Here is an 18,001-nt window from a genome sequence, read left to right as displayed (position 1 = left end):
CAAAGGAGCGAGCGACGCCGCTAGTCCCTCGTGAGGCGGCGATGCGTCACGCGATGCGGACGCGCGGCATCCTCTCCAAGACGCGCAACCTTGTTCTTCTCGTACGACTCGAAGTTGCCTTCAAACCAGTACCAATTCGAGGGGTTCTCCTCGGTGCCCTCGTAGGCAAGGATGTGGGTCGCAACGCGGTCAAGGAACCAGCGGTCGTGCGAAACGACCACGGCGCAGCCGGGGAAGTTCAAGAGCGCGTTTTCGAGTGAGCTGAGGGTCTGCACGTCGAGATCGTTGGTCGGCTCGTCGAGGAGCAGCAGGTTGCCGCCCTGCTTGAGCGTGAGCGCGAGATTCAAGCGGTTGCGCTCACCGCCCGAGAGCACGCCGGACTTCTTCTGCTGGTCCGGGCCCTTGAAGCCGAACTGCGACACGTAGGCACGCGAGGGAATCTCAACCTTGCCCACCTCGATGAAGTCGAGGCCGTCGCTCACGACCTCCCACAGGTTCTTCTCGGGGTCGATGTTCTCGCGGTTCTGGTCGACGTAGCTGATTTTCACGGTTTCGCCGACCTTGAGTTCGCCACCGTCGAGAGGTTCGAGCCCCACGAGGGTCTTGAAGAGGGTGGTCTTGCCCACGCCGTTCGGGCCGATCACGCCGACAATGCCGTTCGGTGGGAGCGAGAAACTCAGGCCATCGATGAGAACGCGATCGCCGAAGCCCTTCTTAAGATTCTTCGCATCGATCACGACGTTGCCGAGGCGCGGGCCCGGCGGGATCGTGATTTCTTCGAAGTCGAGCTTGCGCATCGACTCGGCTTCCTTCGCCATCTCCTCGTAGCGAGCGAGGCGTGCCTTGGACTTAGCCTGGCGGCCCTTCGCGCTCGAGCGAACCCATTCGAGTTCTTCCTTGAGGCGCTTTTGGAGCTTTTGATCCTTCTTGCCCTGAACCTCGAGGCGCTCTTGCTTCTTTTCGAGGTAGGTCGAGTAGTTGCCCTCGTACGGGTAGAGGTGGCCGCGGTCGACCTCGGCGATCCACTCGGCGACGTGATCGAGGAAGTAGCGATCGTGGGTAATCGCGATAACGGCACCCTCGTAGCTCTGCAGGTGCTTCTCGAGCCACAGAACCGACTCGGCATCGAGGTGGTTCGTGGGCTCATCGAGGAGGAGCAGATCGGGCTTTTGAAGGAGAAGCTTGCACAGCGCGACACGGCGGCGCTCACCACCGGAGAGGTGCGTCACCGGCTCGTCACCCGGAGGGCAGCGAAGCGCATCCATCGCCTGCTCGAGCTGCGAGTCAAGATCCCAGCCGTTCGCGGCGTCGATCTCCGTTTGAAGAGTGCCCATCTCGGCCATGAGCGCATCGAAATCCGCGTCCGGCTCACCCATGAGCTCGCCGATTTCGTTGAATCGCTGGACCTTCGCGTAAAGCTCGCCCATGCCTTCCTGGACGTTTTCGAGGACGGTCTTCTCCTCATTCAGCGGCGGCTCCTGAAGGAGAATGCCCACGCTGTAGCCGGGGCTGAGGCGCGCTTCACCGTTGCTCGGCTCGTCGAGCCCCGCCATGATCTTGAGGATGGTCGACTTACCCGCGCCGTTCGGGCCAACCATGCCGATCTTGGCGCCCGGGAAGAAGCTCATGGTGACGTCATCAAGGATGACCTTGTCGCCCACTTGCTTGCGCGCCTTGTACATGGTGTAGATGAACTCTGCCAATGTCTCTCCATTTGACTCGTGGGTTGGTTCCCCCGCCGTGCCGCCGGCTCGAGCCGCAGCGGCGGGCACAATGTTTTCAGTCTAACGGTGGCGCCTGCGTTTCAGCCGAGCGGAACCCCACGTTCGGTAAGGATTTCACGCGCGATTTCCCAGCCAGGTCGGTCGGGTTCGGCAGCGGTGTCCGACGCCACCGTGCGGTCATTGCGCGGCCAATAGTGGGCATCGATGCCGAGCGTGCGGGCCGCATCGACGTTCGACTGCAGGTCGTCGAAGAAGATCACGTTGCGAGGTTTGACGACGCCGCCCGTTTCGTGCGCAATCGCGTCGAGGAGGATTTCGAAGATCTCGGGATCGGGCTTTTGAACCTTCTCTTCGGCGCTAATGATCGCGAATTCAAAGGGCTCGAACCATTCTTGGCTACGCACGTACTCGCCGAAGGGAGCGTTCGTATTCGAGAGCAGCGCGATTCGTACCGAATTGCGCGCGAGATCGTGAATAAGTTCGCGGCTCCCCTTGGCGATCTGACCCCAGTACCGGTTATCGAGGTCGATGAGGGCTTCGATCTCCTCGGCGGTGGGCTCGCCGATCGCCGAGGCCTCACATACGGCCCGCCAATACTCGGCGACCGAGATCTCCCCGCCGTCGAGCTTCACGCGCTCGCGCCAGTACACCTCACGAACCGATTCGTACTCGCCGCCAACCTCGGCGTGAACGACCGGAACGGGATTGTGGTGGGCGGCGAGCACACCTCCGAAGTCGAACACCACCGTGAACTGAGTGACCGAATCCTGTGACCTGCGCCTTGCGCGTGCCATAACCTCTCCTTCGTGTCGTGTGCGTGTAACGACGCTGTTTTCACTGCCTAACCGCAGGTAGGCAGGCCCTCGATCGACCCCGTAGAAGCGATCTGTTCAACCGAGCTGATGGCATCGGAAAGCGAGTCGACCTTGACCACCTGGAGACCCTCGGGGATGTGTCCGGTGACCTCATCGCAATTGGCCGAAGGAGCGAGGAAATACTCGGCGCCGTCGGACCGTGACCCGATCATTTTCTGGCGAATCCCGCCGATCGGTCCCACCGTGCCCTGCTCGTCAATCGTGCCCGTGCCCGCAATCTTCTTGCCGCCCGTAAGATCGCCGGGCGTCATTTCGTCGTAGATCGCGAGGGCGAAGATCATGCCGGCACTCGGCCCGCCGATCCCGTCAAGCGCGAAGTTCACCTTCACCGGGAACTCGAAGCCGCGCGAGAGCACGATGCCGACAAGCGCCCGCTCCCCCTCGTAGCGCGGCGTGAGCGCGAAGGACTTTTCTTCGCCTTTGCGTCGCACGGTCACGTTCACTTTCTGCCCTCGCGGTGTGCGGCCAATGGCCTCTCCAGCCGAAGCGACATCGGTGACCTGCTGGCCGTTCACCGTGAGCACGACGTCGCCGGGCTCGAGGCGATTCGCCGCCGCTCCATCGCTTCGAACGCCCGCGACGATGGTCGTCGTTGAGTACGAAATGCCCTGCTTCGCGAGCGCAGCGGCGATCGCCTCCTGCTGAGAGCCGTTCATCTCAACCGTGTTCATGAGGCTGTTGTCTTCGGCATCCGTATCGTCCGGGTAGAGAGCCTCAACCGGCATGATCGAGCGGTCCCGATCGAACCACGCGGACATGACACCGGCGAGCGGGATGTCATAGCCGGGAGACCCCTGGACCGACACGGTCGTCATGCGCAGTTCGCCTTCGCTTGCGGCCCCATCGCGATTCTCGACGCTTACGATGTCCTTGCCCTCGTATTCGCCGAGCACGTTCAGTGAGGGGCCGGGCGATTCGACGACGTAGGGAGCGGGCAGCACGGCGGCAACCACGGTCATCACAACGAGCACGAGCGCCGAGAGGTTCACCGTCCATAGACGGCGCCTGTACAGGCGCGCATTCGTGACACTCGCGGGAACGACCATGAGCTTCGATAGGGCATTTTTCACGCGGTCATTGTCCCAAAGATTCCGCGAAAGCGCCTGCATGCCCCTTCGCGGGAAGCGAAAACTGTACCCCTCGTTCCCCGTGGTCGATACGCTTGGTTAATCCGTGGTCGGCGGCCCGCCGCCTCAATCGACAGGAGCGCGCATGAGCGACGAGTCCAACGAAGAAAACCTCCGCAAGTTCCTCGAGGAGATTTTCCAGGGGCAGATCCCCCCGGGCGCACTCGAGGATCTCGATCTTTCCGAGCTCGCGAAGAGCGCCGGCCTGCCCAGTGACCCGGCAATGCTGCGCATGGCAGCGATTCAGATGCAGTCACTTTTTGCCGCGGGCGGCGACGGCCCCGTCAATTGGAAGCTCGGCCATGATCTCGCGCGCCAGGTCGCGGCCGGAAACGTCACTCTCCTGCCCACGGGCGCACTCCCGCAGATCGGCGGCACGTCAATCGGTACGGCCGGCGATCCAAACGTGAGCGACGCCGAAGAACGCGCCCTGCGCGAAGCGGGGAACATCGCAGCACTGTGGCTTGCGGAAAAAACAGATTTCGCAGTCGTGAGCGACGCGGTCAAGTGCTGGAGCCGCGGCACATGGGTGAACCGTACGCTGCCGCGCTGGCAGAAAATCGTCGAGCCGGTCGCGCAATACATGGCCGAGGCGATCGGCGATGCTTTTGCGAAGCAGCTTGGCGAGCTGGGCGGTCTCGAGCAGCTTGGCGGCACCGGCCCCCTCGGCGCCATGGGCGGGGCCCTCGGCGACCCGAGCGCAATGATGAAGAAAATGGGCGGCACGATGTTCGGCCTCCAGTTTGGCCACGCGATCGGCTCAATCGCGCGCGAGGCGATTGGCGTGACCGACCTTTCGCTTCCGCTGTGGACCTTCTATGCCCCCGTGATCGTGCCCGCAAACCTCACCGATGTCCTCGAGGGCACAGAGCTTGACCTCGATGCGGCGCGCATCTTCTTTACCGCGCGCGAAATCGCCCACCAAACCCTCTTCAAGAGCGCGCCGTGGCTTCCGGAGCATCTGTTCACCGCGATCGAGGGATACGCGCGAGGCATCACCCTCGACATGGGAGCGCTCGAGGAGAAGATCCGCGACCTCGACGTCAACAATCCCGCGGCGATCAGTGCAACCAACCCCGAGGACATCTTCACGTTCACGCGGTCGGCTGAGCAGGAGCGCGCCCTGACCGAACTCACCACGACCCTCGCGCTCATCGAATCGTGGGTCGATCTCGTTGTGACCGAAACCCTCCGCGACAAACTCCCCCGCCTCGACGCGATGCGCGAACTCGTCCAGCGCCGCCGCGCAACCGGCGGGAGCGCGCTCGACACCCTCACGAATCTCGTGGGCATCGAGCTACACCCGCGCTCGGTCAAGGAAGCGTACGCATGGTGGGAGTCAGTGCTCGCGACCGAAGGGATGCAGGGCCGCGAAAAGGTCTGGGCCCACCCGGATCTCCTCCCCAGCCCCGAGGTTCTCAGCGGGCGCCCGCAAGCGCCCCAGGCGCCCGTGCCCAAGGAGGATTCCGACGGTGACGGGCTTCCCGACCTTCCCGAGTTCGGTTCGATGAACTCCGCCTCCCCCGATTTCGACGAGGAACTTCGCAAGCTGCTGGACGGCGAGTTCGACGGCCGAGGAGAGAAACCTGAGGATCCCCGAGGCGACGACGAAAACCCGAGCGACGAGCAGTGAGTTTGCCCGGCCGATTCCTCGCAGAACTCGAGACATGCACCCCTTCGCGTGAGAGGGAGCGGTTTCTCGCGCTTGCGGCCTCGAGCGAGAATGCACACCTCAAGTCGAGTGGGCCCGTGCATTTCACGGCTAGCGGAATCGTCATCGATGCCTCCGGCCGGTTCGTTGCGCTGCATCACCACCGCAAGGTCGGGGCATGGCTCCAATTCGGCGGGCATATCGACGCGGGCGAGGAGAGCTTCGAGGAGGCCGCGAGGCGCGAGGTTTTCGAGGAGTCGGGGCTTGAAGACCTCGAGCTCGTGGGCAGCGCTCCTTTTAAGCTCCATGCGCACACCCTCAATAAGAATTTCACCGTGTGCAGCGAGCACTGGGATGTGCAGTACCTCATGCGCGCGGCAGTGACTCCCACGGGGCCCACGGATGCCCTGCGACTGAGCGAGGAAAGCCACGACGTGCGCTGGTGGAGGCTCGATGCGCTCCCGGCAGGCGTCGTACCTGACCTCGTTCCCACACTCGAACGGCTCCGCACCTGATCCCACAGCGTCTTCCGGCTGCGTTTCCGCTCAACTGTTTGAGGTGCGCACACGCGACTGAGTGAGCCCCGATCAGCGGGCTGGGGGCATCAATCTTCATCCTGAGCTGAGCGCTGGGCAAATACGTACCCCTCGAGGAACCCATTCGCGCGCTCGTGCTCGGGGTAAGAAGCCTCGAGCGTGCGGAAAGCCCGCGAGTGGTTCGGTTCGAGAAGGTGGGCGAGCTCGTGCACAAGGACCGACTCGATCACGTACGTCGGCATGCCCTGCAGGACGTGTGAAAGACGGATTGAGCCATCCGCGCTCGTGCATGATCCCCAGCGCTTGCCTTGGTTGGTCACCCAACGCACACTCGAAGGCTCTGGCACGCTCGGCAGGTACTTCTCCCTCAACGCACGGGCGAGCGCCATGAGGTCCTCGTCACTCGCAACTGCCGGCTCAGCGCGGTTGCCGTACTTCGCATACATGTCCCGCGCCCACTTGCGCGTCTCACGTGCCGAAAGTCTCGCGGGCACAAGCAACTCAAACACTCCGCCCCTGCGACGTGCGGTGATGGTTTTGTGACGGCGAGCTGAGCGAACCACGTCGATGGTCTCGCCGATGCCGTCGAGGTGGAGTTGTTCGCGTTCGGGTCGTCGGTGGGGCACGCAGCGAGTGTAGTGCGCGCGAGCTTGACAAGCACCCCGGTGTTGTGGATAAGCGAGGAAGCACGGGGACCTCCGTCCCCTTCGTGACGAATTTTGAGGACTGCAACACATGTTGCAAGAAATTAATATTCACCGCCAAGAGGCAGCATTAGCGCAGGTCAAGACCGCTGTTAGGCTCCTATGCCCGATTATCCACACACACTTTCCACACAGGTTCGAGGGGTGTCCACAACAACGCCAAAGTTATCCACATTCACTCCCCGTCGCCGCTTTGACCCAGCCCGCCCCTGGCACTACATTCGATGAAGAAGCGATCCTCCGGGAAAACAAACGCTCGTGGGCGGGGAAGGCCCATGTGCGTTAAGCGCCCCCGGAGGGTCGCCCCTTTTTTATAGTCAGCCGGCACCTAAGTCTCCGGACCCCCTCCTCAACCAGCCGTACTTGCGAACCATTCCCAAAAAGGGCTCTGACGTGCGGTTTCTTTGTCTCATACGCGGAGTGTTGAGTTCTCAAGGGCCCGAAATTGCCTATACAGTGGCGAGGAACAATGAGTTCATCACAATCCCTAGGAGCAACCATGGCTGACGAAACCTACACGGGCGAGTTCTACTGCGTGAAGTGCCGCGCGAAGCACGAAGCAACCGGCACCATCCAGGTCAACGACAAGGGCCGCCGCGCGGCAAAGGCTGAGTGCCCCGAGTGCGGCACGAAGCTCAACCGCTTCCTCCCCAGTAAGTGAGGGACGCGAGCGCACATTCGCTCGCCGTCCCCGCGAACAAAAAAGAACCGGCGCCACGGTGGCGCCGGTTCTTTTTACGTGCGTTCAGCGAGCCTCGCTGATAATCGCGAGAACCTCCTCACCGAACTGGGTGAGCTTCGTCTGCCCCACGCCGGGCACCTGGTGAAGCTCCTCGAGGCTTCCGGGCGCTCGATCCGCGATCGCGAGCAGAGTTGAATCGGTAAACACCGCAAAGGCAGGACGCTTGAGCTCGCTCGCGCGCTCGCGACGCCACGCACGTAGTCTCCCGAAGAGCTCCGCGCTCTCCTCTCCCCCGCACTCCGCGTGGCGCCCGACTTTCTGTTCACCAGGCGTTGTGAGAGCCTCGCCGCACCCCTTGCACGTCGTGAACACACGTGCACCGCGCCGACCCGTCGTCCGCTTCATCGCCACGCGTTCAGCAGCGCCTTCGTCGCGGTAATCGAAAGCCCCCGCGATAAACCGAGAGGCCTTCCTCGAAGCCTTCGCGCCTTCGGCCCGAGCCGCGGCCCAGGTGACGGTAAGAACGTCGCGCGCACGCGTCAGAGCGACGTAGAACAACCGGCGTTCTTCTTCGATTTCCTTGTCGGTCTTCGCGTACGAGATGGGGAACGTCCCCTCACTCGCTCCCACGACAAACACCACTGGCCACTCAAGGCCCTTTGCCGCGTGCACCGTTGCAATCGTGACGGCCTCGCTCACGGGGGCGCTCTGCGCCTCGCGGCGCTCCTCGAGCTCAGCCACGACGTCTCTCAGGGTCGCTCCCGCACGCTCGGCAATCGAGTCAGCCACCTGCACGAGTGCATTGAGGGAAGCCCACCGCTCAAAGATCGCCCCGCGAGATTCGGGAGCCTTCGGCGACCATCCGCGCGAGGAAAGGACATCGCGAACGACACGCCCCACATCCGGGTCGTTGCCTCCACCCGTGCCTAACGCCGCCCGCAGAGCGCTCGTCGCCTCGTGCACCTCGCGCCGCTCGAAGAACTTCTGGCCACCGCGCACCTGATACGCGACCCCCTCGCGGTCGAGAGCATCCTCAAACCGCTCGCTGTGAGCATTGACGCGCAAGAGAATGGCAATCTCGCTCGCATTCCTGCCCTTCGCGAGAAGCTCGGCAATCGAGCGCGCAACCTCACGCGCCTCAACCGTTTCATCGGGGTAGCCAACGACGAGGGGCCGGGTGGCGTCGGACCGCTGCGCCCGAAGCTCCACGTGCGAGTCCCTGCCCTCTTGCGCCCGCGCGAGCACAGCGTTCGCGACCTGGACAATTTGCGGACTCGAGCGGTAATTGCGCTCGAGCCGGATCACGTTCGCACGCGGGAATTCCTTCCTGAATTCGAGGAGATAGCTCGAATCCGCCCCCGCGTACGAGTAGATGGTCTGTGCGGCATCACCCACGACGCACACGTCGCTCGCGTTGCCAAGCCACGCACGCAAAAGCCTGAACTGCAGCGGGGAGATGTCCTGATACTCGTCGACGGTGAAATGGCGATACTGGGAGCGCACAGCGTGCGCCATCTGCGGATGCTCCTGAATCATCGTGGCCGTCAGCAAAAGAACATCGGCAAAGTCAATGAGGTGAAGCTCGGTTTTCAGGTCCTCGTACTGGGTCATAATCCGCGCGAGAGTGCGCGGCTCGAAACCTGCAACTCCCGCCCGAGAAAGACGCGCCGCCGCGAGCGGGTACTCCTCGGGAACGATCATCGAGGATTTCGCCCATTCGACCTCTGCGGAGATGTCGCGAAGGGCCGCCGGATCCACACGCATGTGCAGCCGGCTCATGGCCTGCCCTACGAGCGGCAGGGTTCGGTCCACGAGGTCCGGGGCCGGGCCTCCGACGGTTGACGGCCAAAAGTAGGTGAGCTGCCTGAGCGCCGCGGAGTGGAACGTTCTGGCCTGGACGGCCGGCACACCCAGGTCACGCAGACGCGAACGCATCTCGGCAGCCGCCTTGGTGGTGTACGTCAGCGCGAGAACGTGGTTGGGCGCGTAGCCCCCACTGGCAATCGCGTAGGCGATGCGGTGGGTGATCGCCCGTGTTTTGCCCGTGCCGGCGCCCGCGAGAACACACAGTGGCGCGCCGACGGACTGGGCGACCTGGCGTTGCTCGGGGTCGAGCCCCTCGAGGATGCGCTCGGCACCTCTCATCTCCGCAGTGCTCACGCGAGCTCTCCCTTCCTCCATGCGTCGATCATCGAGTGTGCGATCGACGTGGGCGATGGCAGGCGTAACTCCCCGTGCTCGAGGGCTCCCGTGAGTTCATCTCGCGTGAACCATGTGGCGCTCGCGAGCTCCTCGCGCTGGAGGGTGATGCTCGTACCGCTGCCTTTCGCAAGGCGCGAGGTGAACGCCACCATGATCGAGCGTGGGAACGGCCACGGTTGGGAGCCGAAATAGTTGATGTCACCGATGATGAGCCCCGTTTCTTCATGAACCTCGCGTTTGAGGGCATCCTCGAGGTCTTCTCCGGGTTCGACAAAGCCCGCGAGCGCCGAGATCATGCCGCCCGTGAAGCTGCGATTGTTGGCGAGCAGCACGCGATCATCGTGGTCGCGAACGAGAGTGATCACGGCGGGGTCGGTGCGGGGGAAGGAGTCATGGCCGTTACCGCATGCCTGCGACCATCCTCCGCGGGTGATTTCTACGGGGCTGCCGCAGCGCGCGCACGCGCGGGAGTCTCGATGCCACGTGAGCATTCCCACGGCGCTGAGTGCGAGGCTTCTCTCACGCGGCGAGAGCGTGGGCGCGACCTCGCGGAGGCTTCGCATGCGCACGTCGCTCGGGGGCGTCATGCCCGCGCCGCCAAGGCTTCTTTCGTGGCAGGCCCAGGCCTCGCCACCCTGCCACGGACCGAGAAACACAGCGCCCGGAGCCACGGGCATCCACAGGCGAACGTCGCCGTTCGAACACTCCTGCACCGCCACCGTGTCGCCGTGAACGACGACTGCGCGCCGCTCGAGTGTCGCGTGGGAAGGAGCGGGAATTCCTCGCGCATCATCTGGTGCCACGAAGTGGGACGTGAGGTACGTGTGAGGAAAATTCATGGGCGCTCGCATGTGTCCCACAGTATCCAACCCGCAGACAATGGATACGGTTAGGGGGTGAGACGAAATTCCTATGCACTGGCTGCCCTTGCCACGGCCGGGATTCCAGGTGTGATCCCCGTGGCCACTTCCGCGACCACCCCAGAGGGTGAGGAGATCGAGTCTGCACTCGTGCGCGACACGCAGGAACGACTGTGGGTCGTGAGCGCCCCCTCGACCCCCACTGCGGGCGCGCGTCTCGCGAAAGAAATTGGTGTACTCGAGGCGCTTTCGCGCACCGAGCTCGCTCCTTACCTGCAGGCGCCTCAGGGGTTTGCGTCGATCCCCGAGGGCGGTCGCGCAGCCATCGCCCTCGCGCTCGAAGGCGTCCCGCTGCACCTTGATGAAGTCAGTCACGACCACGTGCTCGCCGCGAACGTCGGCCGCGCCATCGCGACGATCCACAACACTCCGAAAGCCGCGTGCCAGGCCTCTGGAGTCGAGGAATTCACTGCGGAGGAGGTCCGCTCGAACTACCGCGCGAGCGTCGAGCGCGCCCGCGACCGTCACCCGATCCCCTCGGCCGTGGCACAGCGATGGACCCACTTGCTTGCCGATGATTCACTGTGGCAGTTCACGCCACGTTTCACCCACGGCACTTTGAACGAGGACACGACCCTCACCACGGGCACCGAAATCTCTGGCTTTACCGGCTGGGAAAACGCGCAGGTTGCTGATCCGGCTCGTGATCTCACGTGGATGCTCCACGGCCTCGACCCGGAAGCGTTCGACGCGTTCTTCACGGCGTATTGCGCGAACCTCGATGTGCGCCCGGATTCACGCCTCCAGGAGCGCACCCAGCTCGTCGGCGAGTTCGCCGTTCTCGAGTGGCTACTGTCGGGAAGCGACACCAACGATCAGTCAATCGTTGCCGATGCCCTCGAAATGCTGCGCGAGGTTGATGATGACCTCGCCGAACTTGCCCGCCGGGAAGCAGAGCACGAGTTCGATGAACTTGCCTCTCACGACCCCGAGATCACGCCCGAGCGCTAGCGTCGTTCAGCCCGGGCGCTTGGCTACGCGAGCGCGGCGAGCATCCGGCTCAGTTGCGCCTCGCTCGGGTGTCGCGTGATGTCGATCGTGCGTTCGGCTTGGACGTAGTGGAACTTGGTCTCAATCTGGTTGAGCGGCAGGCCGGTCTTCTGGTGCCACGCGAGGCGGTATACGGAAAGTTGAAGCGATTTGCGCGCGAGCTCCTCGCCTGAGGGGACGCGGCCCGTTTTCCAGTCCACGATCCATATCCCCTCACCAGACGGGTTCGGGTACACGGCATCGATCACGCCGGAGAAAAACGCCTCCTCAAGCGCGAGGGAAACCGGAACTTCGAGCGCGAGGGGAGTCATCGTGGCGAACACTGAACGATCGAACTTGTCCTTGAGCTCCTGGAGGCTTTCGCGGACGTCATCGTCATCCTGATCGAGGGAGAGTTCCTCCACATCGAGCAGGGCACCGTGAGCGTGGGTTTCCTCGACCCACGAGTGAAACCGTGTTCCGAGCCGCGCACTCGCGGAGGGTTTTCGCGGCATCGGTCGCACGAGTTCTCTCACTCGCTCATCGGCGTTTGCGCCCGAGAGCGCCACGAGATCCGAGGGGCTTAAGCGCGATGGGAGGCGCACGCGCCGTGCTTCACGCTCGGCACGCTGACTCGCAATGACGTGTCGGGTGGCTTCGGTGAAGCGCGCCAGGTCGGGGCGAGACTGGGGCGTGGCGAGAGCATCCACGTCACTCTCGCGCGCAAGCGCGACGGCTGCTGCCGCCGCCTTAACAGCTGCTTCTCGCGGGTGGGCTTTCGCGGGCCATGCGGCGAGGCGCGGAGAGGATTCGAGCGGATTTTTCTCGCCGACTTCACCTTCCACGTCAACGACCGCGACGCCCTCGAGCGCGCGAATCTCATCGGCGAAGCGAGAGGCGCGGCGCGGCTTTGAGACTCCCTCGCCCCATGCCGAATACGTGAGCAGAGCGCTTTTTCTCGCACGTGTGAGCGCAACATACATGAGGCGGCGCTCCTCTCGCAGACTCTCTTTCCCACTGTCGAGACGAAACTCTTCGAAGAGTTCGTCGAGTTCAACCTGGGTTTCTGCCTCTGCCCAGCGAAGCTCCGCGAGGATCTCGCTATCGCCGCGAAGTTCGACGGGGATCGTGGCGAGAGAAAGTTCGTTGATCCACCCGGGCTCCCTCGGCGCGGGATACTCACGCGCGCCCTCCGGTTTTGCTGCACTCTGGCTCGTATAGGAGGGGAAGGTCCCCTCGGTGAGGGAGGCAATCGCCACGTGATCCCATTCGAGGCCTTTCGCGGCGTGAATGGTCGAGATCACGACGGCGCTCGAGTCGCGTGGGCGGGTGGGCGCGGCCTCTAGGCCGCGCTCCTCGGCCTCGGACACGTCGAGATGCGCGAGAAACGCCGAGAGACTCGGGGCTGTGGCTGTGCGGGCGTAACTTGCCGCTTGCGCACGAAGCCGCTCGATGTTCGCGAGCGCGTGTGACACGTCCCTATCCGGATCTGATTCGAGCGCGATATCGATGCCGAGGGCCCGCACGGCGACCGTCACGAGGTCTGGAATATCGAGCCCCTGGGCGCCGCGCACCTCCCTCACGATTTGCGCGAGCCTGGCGAGTCGTTCGCGGGCAGGCATGCTGAGGCGCTGGCCCGCAGGGCTCACGAAATCAACCGGGGGCGGCGAGGTAATGGCATCGACGAGCGTGAAGGCCGCAGCCGGATCAATGCGGGCTGCCCGCGCCCCATCACTGCGTTCGAGCACACGTCGCCACTCACCGAGCACGGCGATATCCGCCGGCGCGAAGCGGAAGCGCGGCCCTTCGAGCAGCTCAACGAGCGCATCGGAGCGCGAGGCATCGTTCACGACTTCGAGCAGCGCGCGTACATCGCTCACTTCGCGCTGAGCGAGGAGTGAATCGCCGCCCGCGACGCTCACGCTGAGCCCTGCGTTTTCAAGCGCGGTTTGCAGAACCGGGATCCGCGCGCGCGAACGCACGAGGACCGCCGCGCTCGCTGGCGCCTCGTCGAGCGCTTCGCTCTCGGCTTCATGGGCGGCACGGATTTCGCGGATCCACTCGGCGATGGCGCGGGCCTCGTCGAACTCTGTCGCGTGTGCGGCGACGGTGATCGAGCCCGGGCCTGCGCCGGGTCGCGGGGCAAGCGTCGGAACCTTCACCCCGGCCGTGCTGCCCGCGAGCGGGGCGCTGATCGCGTTTGCCCCCTTGAGCAGGGCCGCGTCGTTGCGCCACGAGGTGCTGAGCGTGTATTGGCGTACTGGTGTGTCCTCGCTCCCCCACCTCTCCACGAACGCGGACAGTGACGCAGCCGAGGCACCGCGCCACCCGTAGATCGCCTGGTTCGGATCCCCCACGGCACACGTCGCGTGCCCGGTGCCGAAAAGTGACGCGAGCAGGTCGAGCTGTGCGACCGAGGTGTCCTGGAATTCGTCGAGAAGAACCACGCGGTGCTGGGTGCGTGCGTCCTCTCGCACCTCACTGCTCGCCTCCGCAATAGCGGCGGCGAAGCTCACCTGATCGGAAAAGTCGATCGCACCTCGCTCGCGCTTCTCGCGAGCAAATGCTTCGAGGAGCGGCACGAGGGCTCGTCGTTGCTCGAGAACGCGCCACAGCCTCTTGACGCTCGCTGGAGAGGTGCGTTTCCTCCCTCCATCGCTTTGAAGCGGGAGGTTCATCGTCTCGACTTCGATCTGTCGAAGATACTCATCGAGGTCCCGCGCAGTGCGAAGGTGATCGCTGAGCGCCCCCGAAAGCGAGAGCACCGCCGAAGCCACGGACCCGCTCGAATGATCGAAGGGAAGTTCCCCCTGCCATGATTCGACGAGATCGTAAGCGATCTGCCACGCCGCTGCGGGCGGGAGCACCGTGAAGTCTGGGTCAATGCCGATCCGCAGCGCGTGCTCATGCACAAGATCGAGCGCAAAACCGTTGTAGGTCGCCACGCGCGGCGACTGGCCACCGAGGTGAACGGTGCTCGCCGCAAGCGTCGAGGGCAGCTCGATTCCCGCCGAACGCATGGCGGACGCAAGACTCGAGAGTCGCCGATCGATGCGCTCGGCGAGCTCGTGCGCCGCTTTCTTCGTGAACGTCAGTCCAAGCACGTGGCGCGGTTCGACAAGGCCGTTTGCGATCAGCCATACGACTCTCGCCGACATCGTCTCGGTTTTGCCGCTTCCCGCGCCAGCAACAACGAGCGCGGGGGCGAGAGGAGATTCAATGACGGCCACCTGTTCGGGCGTCGGCTCGGGCTGGCCGAGAAGGCGCGCCACCTCGCGCGCGCCCAGGCGCACTTTCGTCACATCTCCTCCTGAAACAACGGGCATGAACGCTTGACGGGGCACACCTTGCAGTGGGGGTTGCGCACGAGATTCACGCGCGCCGAGCGCAGTCGCGCGTCGATCTCCCGAACGAGGTTCTCGAACCAGTCGGGATCATCCCCCTCCCCGAGCGGCGCCTGGTGCCGCAGGGCACTCGACTTCGCGTCCGTGCCGACGTAGACGAGGCTCGCCCCGACAACGGGCTCGTCACTTTCCATGTGCGCCAGCGCGTATTGGTAGGCGGCCAGCTGAGGGTCGCGTTCTGCCTGGGCTTTCGACTGTGCAGACTTACCCGTCTTGTAATCCACGACCCTGAGGCCACCCGCTTCACGCTCAATCCTGTCGATGGAGCCGCGAATATCGACCGTGTCACCAAGCGGAACGGAAAAACCCTTCTCGACCGCTGCGACGTCCGGATGCGCACTCTGGTAGGCCCCGAGCTTTTCGAGCATCTGCACGATTCGAGCGCGTTCGGCGCGCGTGCGCCAGTTCTGTTCGGCCTCCTCGCCCTCGGGTGCGCGCTTCGCAAATTCAGCAACGAGTTCGGCCACACCCGCCCTGGGGTGGGCTTCCGCGAGAGCGTGGATGAGAGTGCCCACCTCCTGAGCGGTTCCGCCGCTTGTCCGGGCGCCCGCGCTTTCGAGGAGAAACGCACGCGGGCATTGCGCGGCAGTCGCGAGACTCGACGGGGAAAGCGCGAGGGTGCTACCCGAGGGGAACGGGGGGTCGGTGCGGGTGAGCGGCTGGTGATACCAGTTCTCGGGGCTTGCGCTTTCGATCCCCTCCCGCTCAAGAGCTGCGAGGAGGCCTGCGAGGTGGCTAGGGTCCGCACTCTCGGATGCGAGGGCGCGCGAGAGCGCGGAAACGAGTTGGCGAGATTCGGGAAAGGGCCCGGGATTTGCGCTGTGGAGGGCCGACGCTACCCAGCCACACGGCACTACCTCGCACTGCACGGCGCTTTCGAGCACGCGAAACAAGCCCGAGGGCGCCGATTCATCGTTTTCAACGGCGGTCACGAGAACGCGGCTTCGTGCACGTGAAAGTGCCGCTACCGCGAGGCGAATCTCGTCGTGGAGGTTCGCGTTTCGCCTCATCGCCCGAAGTTCCGCTCGATTGGGCGTGGGCCCGGGCCGGTCGACAAAGAGTGCCAGATCGGCGGCGCCGAGCACCCCCGAGCGGAGGCGGAGATTCGGCCAGGCCCCCTCGTTGAGACCCGCGAGAATCACGGTATCGAAGCTCTCTCCCGCAACGGCTGCGGGCGTGAGTACGCGCACGATACCGCTCACCCGCCCGCGTGCACTGAGGGAGTCCTCCGGCACGGCTTGGGCCTCGATGTGCGACATGAACACCTCGATGTCGTCGCCTCCGCGTCGCTCTTCGTAGCGGTCGGCCGCAGTAAAAAGCGCGCCGAGCGCATCGAGGCGAGCGTTGGCGAGCTGCGCGCGCGAGCGCGCCTGCACGCTCGCAGTCACGGCAATCGCCTCGTTCTGCCACCGCGTGGCAAAGTGCGAAGCCTCCCACGCCGCCCACAAGAGCGGGAGAATCCCTGAATCGCGCGCGGAAACGATCGCGTCGCGCATTCGGCGAAGTCGCCGAAGCGGAGCCGTCACCGCACGAAGGTAGCGTTCTCGGCCGCTTTCTGGCTCGACAGCGCCACCTGCTGGCGCCGGTAGCGCAACTTCCGCATCGTTGAGGATCGAGAGGATCGCGGCGTCGCCGCGCGTGTGCGCACTGTGCGAGAGGGCCCAGCGCCGCAGCTCTCGCACCATGCCGTCGTCGATTCCGCCCCACGGCCCGCGGAGGATCTCGACGAGGCGCTCGTCGCGTAACTGCTCGATTCCGAGTGCCCACGCAAGGATCGTGAAAAGGTCACGGATCACCGGCTCCTCGCGAAGAGCGGTAGCGCGAAGCGTCGCTTCGGCGTCAATCCCGACTCGTGACAGCCGCTCCGCGAGGGCCCGCGCGGCCGACGCCGAACGGCATACGACGGCGATATCGTCACGGGACACGCCGTGAACGGCCGCGAGGAGCCGAATCGCCGTCGCGATATCACGGGCTTCTGCCTCGTCACTCGAAGCGGTCGCGAGCGCGAAAGAATCAGCCACGCCTTCCTCATGAGTGAGCTTCCTCAGCGCAGTCGGAGCGCCCTCGAGCGGAAGGTGTGAGGCGAGTGCTGCAACCACGCGCGAAAGGGCCGGTTCCTGAGCGTAGCTCTGCTCGAGCGTGACTACAGCACACGAACGCGAGTCAGAGGCGAGCGCACTCGCCACCCGCGATGCCGCATCGGCCATGCCACCACGAAAGCCCTCAACAGTCGCATCCGGGTTCGAGGTCACGAGGCAACGTCCGGAGCGGGCCGCGAGCGCCGTGACGATACGCACCCCGCTCGCGGTGAAGTCCTGGGCGTCGTCAATAGCGAGAAACTCCAGCGCCTCAGCGTTCTCGATCACCGCGCACGCGCGATCGACCAGAACCCCCAAATCAAGGCGCGCGCCCGCTTCGATCGCCATGCTTCCCTCGAGCGCAAGCGAATCAAGATAGGCCTCGAAGATCGGTGCGGCTGCAGTCCACTCCTTGCGCCCGCACTGCTTTCCGAGCTCGGCGAGCTGCAGGGGCCCGAGGCCCCGCTCGGTGCAGCGGTTCATAAGGTCACGAAGTTCCGCGCGAAAACCCGCGAGTGGGATCGCTGCCGGATCAATCGACTCGGGCCACTGCGCGGGTATCTGCGCAAGAAGCTCCTCGAGGAGCACATCTTGATCAGCGCCCGTGACAAGACTCGGCTGCGCACGCGAATTACGCGCCGCCTCTTCACTCACAAGCGCGAAAGCATACGCGAGAGGGGTCATGACCGTCGGTAGCTCTAAATGAAGCTGCGCACCCGAAGCGCGTTCTGCCATCGCTCGCCTCGAGAGCTCCTCGCGAAGAAACGCTGCACGTTCCCTCGTGGGGGCGAGAAGAACGACGGCGCGCGGATCAACACCTGCGCGCATCGACTCCCACGCGGCGTGGGCACACAGGGAGGATTTCCCGCTACGCGGGGGGCCGTAGGCGAGCGTCGGAACCCCCTGCGCCACCGACTCGAGCGCACGCTTTTGCGCTGGCCCCGCAGTAACCAGCGCAAAATCCGCGAGCATTGCGCCAGAATCGCGCGCGGCAAGCCGCAACTCCGCAGGATTTTCCTGCATGCCGCTTCCCTCCAATGCTTTAGGCCAAACCATGTCACTCAGTCACTCAGCGAAATATCACCCCACCATGGAGGTGAGACAATTAAACTACCCAGACAATGTTTTT

At 64.3% G+C, this 18,001-nt stretch carries 12 protein-coding genes; 4 read left to right on the top strand and 8 right to left on the bottom strand.

The annotated features are described in order from the left end of the window. Window positions 1-20: 20 nt before the first annotated feature. The 3 genes from ettA to DEHOM01_RS01865 form a co-directional block, all read right to left on the bottom strand. Window positions 21-1,703: an energy-dependent translational throttle protein EttA gene (ettA, locus tag DEHOM01_RS01875; RefSeq protein WP_061211226.1), complete on the bottom strand. Its 1,683-nt coding sequence runs from the start codon at window positions 1,701-1,703 to the stop codon at window positions 21-23. 101 nt (window positions 1,704-1,804) lie between these two features. Further along, window positions 1,805-2,518, bottom strand: a complete 714-nt coding sequence (locus DEHOM01_RS01870) for an HAD family hydrolase (RefSeq protein ID WP_061211225.1) — start codon at window positions 2,516-2,518, stop codon at window positions 1,805-1,807. A gap of 47 nt (window positions 2,519-2,565) precedes the next feature. After that, complete coding sequence (locus DEHOM01_RS01865; RefSeq protein ID WP_167346634.1) at window positions 2,566-3,669, bottom strand: YlbL family protein; 1,104 nt, start codon at window positions 3,667-3,669, stop codon at window positions 2,566-2,568. Window positions 3,670-3,811: 142 nt separating this feature from the next. Between DEHOM01_RS01865 and DEHOM01_RS01860 the strand changes: the two genes are divergently transcribed. Both DEHOM01_RS01860 and DEHOM01_RS01855 read left to right on the top strand, forming a co-directional pair. Further along, window positions 3,812-5,359: a zinc-dependent metalloprotease gene (locus DEHOM01_RS01860; protein ID WP_061211223.1), complete on the top strand. Its 1,548-nt coding sequence runs from the start codon at window positions 3,812-3,814 to the stop codon at window positions 5,357-5,359. Beyond that, window positions 5,356-5,892 carry an NUDIX hydrolase gene (locus tag DEHOM01_RS01855; protein ID WP_082738646.1) on the top strand — a complete coding sequence of 179 codons (537 nt, stop codon included), beginning with the start codon at window positions 5,356-5,358 and terminating at the stop codon, window positions 5,890-5,892. The genes DEHOM01_RS01860 and DEHOM01_RS01855 overlap by 4 nt, the downstream gene beginning before the upstream one ends. An 89-nt stretch (window positions 5,893-5,981) precedes the next feature. On the opposite strand, the gene DEHOM01_RS01850 is transcribed toward DEHOM01_RS01855, so the two are convergent. Then, window positions 5,982-6,539, bottom strand: a complete 558-nt coding sequence (locus DEHOM01_RS01850) for a M48 family metallopeptidase (protein ID WP_245630632.1) — start codon at window positions 6,537-6,539, stop codon at window positions 5,982-5,984. A 577-nt stretch (window positions 6,540-7,116) separates the two neighbouring features. Between DEHOM01_RS01850 and DEHOM01_RS10040 the strand changes: the two genes are divergently transcribed. After that, window positions 7,117-7,278 (top strand): DUF5679 domain-containing protein, encoded by a 162-nt coding sequence (locus tag DEHOM01_RS10040; RefSeq protein ID WP_016664205.1) that lies wholly within the window; start codon window positions 7,117-7,119, stop codon window positions 7,276-7,278. Between the two features lie 84 nt (window positions 7,279-7,362). Here DEHOM01_RS10040 and DEHOM01_RS01845 read toward each other — a convergent pair whose 3' ends face one another. Beyond that, complete coding sequence (locus DEHOM01_RS01845; RefSeq protein WP_082738645.1) at window positions 7,363-9,459, bottom strand: ATP-dependent DNA helicase UvrD2; 2,097 nt, start codon at window positions 9,457-9,459, stop codon at window positions 7,363-7,365. Then, window positions 9,456-10,340 carry an NAD(+) diphosphatase gene (nudC, locus tag DEHOM01_RS01840; RefSeq protein ID WP_167346633.1) on the bottom strand — a complete coding sequence of 295 codons (885 nt, stop codon included), beginning with the start codon at window positions 10,338-10,340 and terminating at the stop codon, window positions 9,456-9,458. The genes DEHOM01_RS01845 and nudC overlap by 4 nt, the downstream gene beginning before the upstream one ends. A gap of 120 nt (window positions 10,341-10,460) precedes the next feature. On the opposite strand from nudC, the gene DEHOM01_RS01835 reads away from it, so the two are divergent. Continuing rightward, window positions 10,461-11,372: a phosphotransferase gene (locus tag DEHOM01_RS01835; protein WP_061211219.1), complete on the top strand. Its 912-nt coding sequence runs from the start codon at window positions 10,461-10,463 to the stop codon at window positions 11,370-11,372. A 23-nt stretch (window positions 11,373-11,395) separates the two neighbouring features. On the opposite strand, the gene DEHOM01_RS01830 is transcribed toward DEHOM01_RS01835, so the two are convergent. Then, window positions 11,396-14,692 carry an ATP-dependent helicase gene (locus tag DEHOM01_RS01830; RefSeq protein ID WP_245630631.1) on the bottom strand — a complete coding sequence of 1,099 codons (3,297 nt, stop codon included), beginning with the start codon at window positions 14,690-14,692 and terminating at the stop codon, window positions 11,396-11,398. Then, on the bottom strand, window positions 14,689-17,895 hold the full coding sequence (locus DEHOM01_RS01825; protein ID WP_061211217.1) for a UrvD/REP family ATP-dependent DNA helicase: 3,207 nt from the start codon (window positions 17,893-17,895) through the stop codon (window positions 14,689-14,691). The genes DEHOM01_RS01830 and DEHOM01_RS01825 overlap by 4 nt, the downstream gene beginning before the upstream one ends. Window positions 17,896-18,001 lie beyond the last annotated feature (106 nt).

It is taken from the genome of Dermabacter hominis NBRC 106157 (genome assembly GCF_001570785.1).
Taxonomy (GTDB): Bacteria; Actinomycetota; Actinomycetes; order Actinomycetales; family Dermabacteraceae; genus Dermabacter; species Dermabacter hominis.
Note: the sequence above shows the minus strand (reverse complement) of the source record. Positions and strands in the feature narration are given on the sequence as shown.

What these genes read in the sequence shown, in the direction of transcription:
- DEHOM01_RS01870 (WP_061211225.1), bottom strand. Translation starts at nt 2,518, where the DNA reads ATGGCACGCGCAAGGCGCAGGTCACAGGATTCGGTCACTCAGTTCACG.
- DEHOM01_RS01860 (WP_061211223.1), top strand. Translation starts at nt 3,812, where the DNA reads ATGAGCGACGAGTCCAACGAAGAAAACCTCCGCAAGTTCCTCGAGGAG.
- DEHOM01_RS10040 (WP_016664205.1), top strand. Translation starts at nt 7,117, where the DNA reads ATGGCTGACGAAACCTACACGGGCGAGTTCTACTGCGTGAAGTGCCGC.
- nudC (WP_167346633.1), bottom strand. Translation starts at nt 10,340, where the DNA reads ATGAATTTTCCTCACACGTACCTCACGTCCCACTTCGTGGCACCAGAT.
- DEHOM01_RS01825 (WP_061211217.1), bottom strand. Translation starts at nt 17,895, where the DNA reads ATGCAGGAAAATCCTGCGGAGTTGCGGCTTGCCGCGCGCGATTCTGGC.